Source organism: Caballeronia sp. M23-90 (assembly GCF_053574605.1).
In genome coordinates this window covers 1-2,207 of the sequence record NZ_JBSIPA010000709.1, presented here as the reverse complement: position 1 = coordinate 2,207, position 2,207 = coordinate 1, and the positions used below count along the sequence as shown (strand labels likewise).

The following is a 2,207-nucleotide window of genomic DNA, read 5'->3' as shown; positions in this document are numbered from 1 at the left end:
TGGACCGGCTCGACGCGACCCGCGAGACACTGCGGCGGGCGGCACGCGATCACGACCTGATTCTCACGTGCGGGGGGGTGTCGGTGGGAGAGGAAGATCACGTCAAGCCCGCCGTGGAAGCCGAAGGGCGCATTTCCATGTGGCAAATCGCGATGAAACCCGGCAAACCGCTCGCGTTCGGCGCGGTCAGGCGCGAGGCTTCCCGGGCGGACGACGAGGCGTTTTTTATCGGCTTGCCGGGGAATCCGGTTTCGAGTTTCTGCACGTTCCTGCTGTTCGTGCGGCCGTTTATCCTGCGACTGGCGGGCGTGGACGCGGTCGAACCGCGCGTGTATTCCATGCGGGCGGATTTCACGCAGAAAAAGGGTGATCGCCGCAACGAATTCCTGCGCGCCCGTGTGAACGCCGCCGGCGGTCTCGACGTGTTCGGCAACCAGAGTTCGGCGGTGCTGACATCGACGGTATGGGGTGACGGACTGATCGATAACCCTCCGGACCACGCCATCCAGGCCGACGAAATCGTGCGTTTTATCCCGTTTTCAGAACTGATGCGTTGAAGGCAATCATGAAAATCGAGTTGCGGTTTTTTGCGAGCGTGCGTGAAGCGCTCGGTGTGGCAAATGAAAGTGTCGAAGTGCCGGACGGCGTTGCCAACGTTGGCGATGTCCGTGCCTGGCTGCGCGCGCGTGGCGGCGTGTGGGCCGAGACGCTAGGGGAAGGGCGGTCGCTGCGCATGGCTTGCAACCACGAGATGACGGACCCGTCGCGGCGCATCACGGACGGCTGCGAGGTCGCGTTTTTCCCTCCGGTCACAGGCGGCTGAGATGACCCGAATTCGCGTGCAGGAAGCCGATTTCGATATCAGCGCCGAGGTCGCCGCACTACGCGCCGACAATCCCAAGGTCGGCGCGGTCGCATGTTTTGTCGGGACGGTTCGTGATCTGAACGAAGGCCATACCGTCCAGGCCATGGAACTGGAACACTATCCCGGCATGACCGAAAAGGCGCTCGAAGCGATTGCAGGCGAGGCGCGCGAGCGCTGGCCAGGGTCGGATGTGTTGATCGTGCATCGGGTGGGTAAGCTCCTGCCGCTCGATCAGATCGTGCTGGTCGCGACGACCGCGGTGCATCGGGCGGAAGCGTTCGAATCGTGCGCGTTCGTGATGGATTACCTGAAAACGCAGGCGCCGTTCTGGAAGAAAGAGAAGACCGAGCACGGCGAGAAATGGGTCGATGCACGCGAATCCGACGACGCCGCGCGTGCGCGATGGGGCGCCGCGGCCCGCTGATCAGGACATGTCGCTGCCTGTGCCCGTCACATTCACGGGAAACGGCGTAGCGCCGCTGCGATCGGGCAGATGCTCCGCCGCTTCCGCTTCCGCTTCCCGCTCACCTCTGCGCAAGCGCCTGAGCGACGCCAGCAGCGCAGCCTGCGCCTCGGGAATGCGATAGTCCCAGCCAAACTTGCTCAACTGCAGGCTTTGCGCAATGCGCAGCGCCGGTTCCATGAACTGGACGGCGGCGGCCGGTTCGTACCGGCTTTCGACGGTATCAAGAAATAGCGTGATCCAGCGCGCAAAGTGCCGCGGTTCGATATCGCCAAGTGGCCGGTGCGCTTCCTGCACGTTGCCGCGATAGTCCTTCGTCCCGAGCACGAGGCTCGACCAGAAAGTCGTCATCTTCGCGAGATGAGCGTCCCAGCGCCCTGCCAGCTCACGCGCGAAGATCGGGCCGAGCAGCGGATCTTCATCTACACGCCGGTAAAAAACTTCAACGAGTTCGCGGATGTTGGCTTCGCTAGCCTGCGAGGCGCGAACAGGCGGCGTGGGCTGGACTGCGGAATCGGTCATGGCTTGAATGCGTTTCGTGCAAGGGTTGAAGCGGCTGAACCCGCGTTTTATACCGGCCCTTTATCCGCGGACCAAGCCTCAGAACAAGGGTGATTTCGAAGAAAAGTGAATAAATGGGAAATTTGTCGCAGAATAGCGCCCATGCCGTGAAATACGGTTTCACGTTTTTTTGCGAGTTGGCGTCTCATGATAATCGACGTTTCAGCGTGAAACCTCCGTCGTGTCAGCGACGGCTTGCCGCGGCAACGATGACGCTCGAGCCGAGTCCGGACATACGCATGTCGGCTCCGGCCCCTACGTTCAGCCTTCCATCGCCGCGCCGCGCGGTTTCCCCGTGTGCGTGCCCGACGACCCTTA

4 protein-coding genes are annotated in these 2,207 nt (G+C 62.3%); 3 read left to right on the top strand and 1 reads right to left on the bottom strand.

Features of this window, described 5'->3' with window-relative positions; genetic code table 11:
- The 3 genes from ACRXB1_RS34970 to moaE all read left to right on the top strand — a co-directional run.
- Positions 1-557 (top strand): molybdopterin-binding protein (locus ACRXB1_RS34970; RefSeq protein WP_449494647.1); only part of this gene is annotated, 557 nt, incomplete at its 5' end.
- An 8-nt stretch (positions 558-565) separates the two neighbouring features.
- Complete coding sequence (moaD, locus tag ACRXB1_RS34965; protein WP_449494646.1) at positions 566-823, top strand: molybdopterin converting factor subunit 1; 258 nt, start codon at positions 566-568, stop codon at positions 821-823.
- Position 824: 1 nt separating this feature from the next.
- Entirely contained in the window at positions 825-1,289 is a 465-nt protein-coding gene (gene moaE / locus ACRXB1_RS34960; RefSeq protein ID WP_174363636.1) for a molybdopterin synthase catalytic subunit MoaE, read from the top strand.
- On the opposite strand, the gene ACRXB1_RS34955 is transcribed toward moaE, so the two are convergent.
- Positions 1,290-1,850 (bottom strand): group III truncated hemoglobin, encoded by a 561-nt coding sequence (locus tag ACRXB1_RS34955; RefSeq protein ID WP_449494645.1) that lies wholly within the window; start codon positions 1,848-1,850, stop codon positions 1,290-1,292.
- Between the last annotated feature and the right edge of the window lie 357 nt (positions 1,851-2,207).

Excerpts from the sequence above, each read along its gene's own strand:
- moaD (WP_449494646.1), top strand. The coding sequence starts at position 566 with ATGAAAATCGAGTTGCGGTTTTTTGCGAGCGTGCGTGAAGCGCTCGGT.
- moaE (WP_174363636.1), top strand. The coding sequence starts at position 825 with ATGACCCGAATTCGCGTGCAGGAAGCCGATTTCGATATCAGCGCCGAG.
- ACRXB1_RS34955 (WP_449494645.1), bottom strand. The coding sequence starts at position 1,850 with ATGACCGATTCCGCAGTCCAGCCCACGCCGCCTGTTCGCGCCTCGCAG.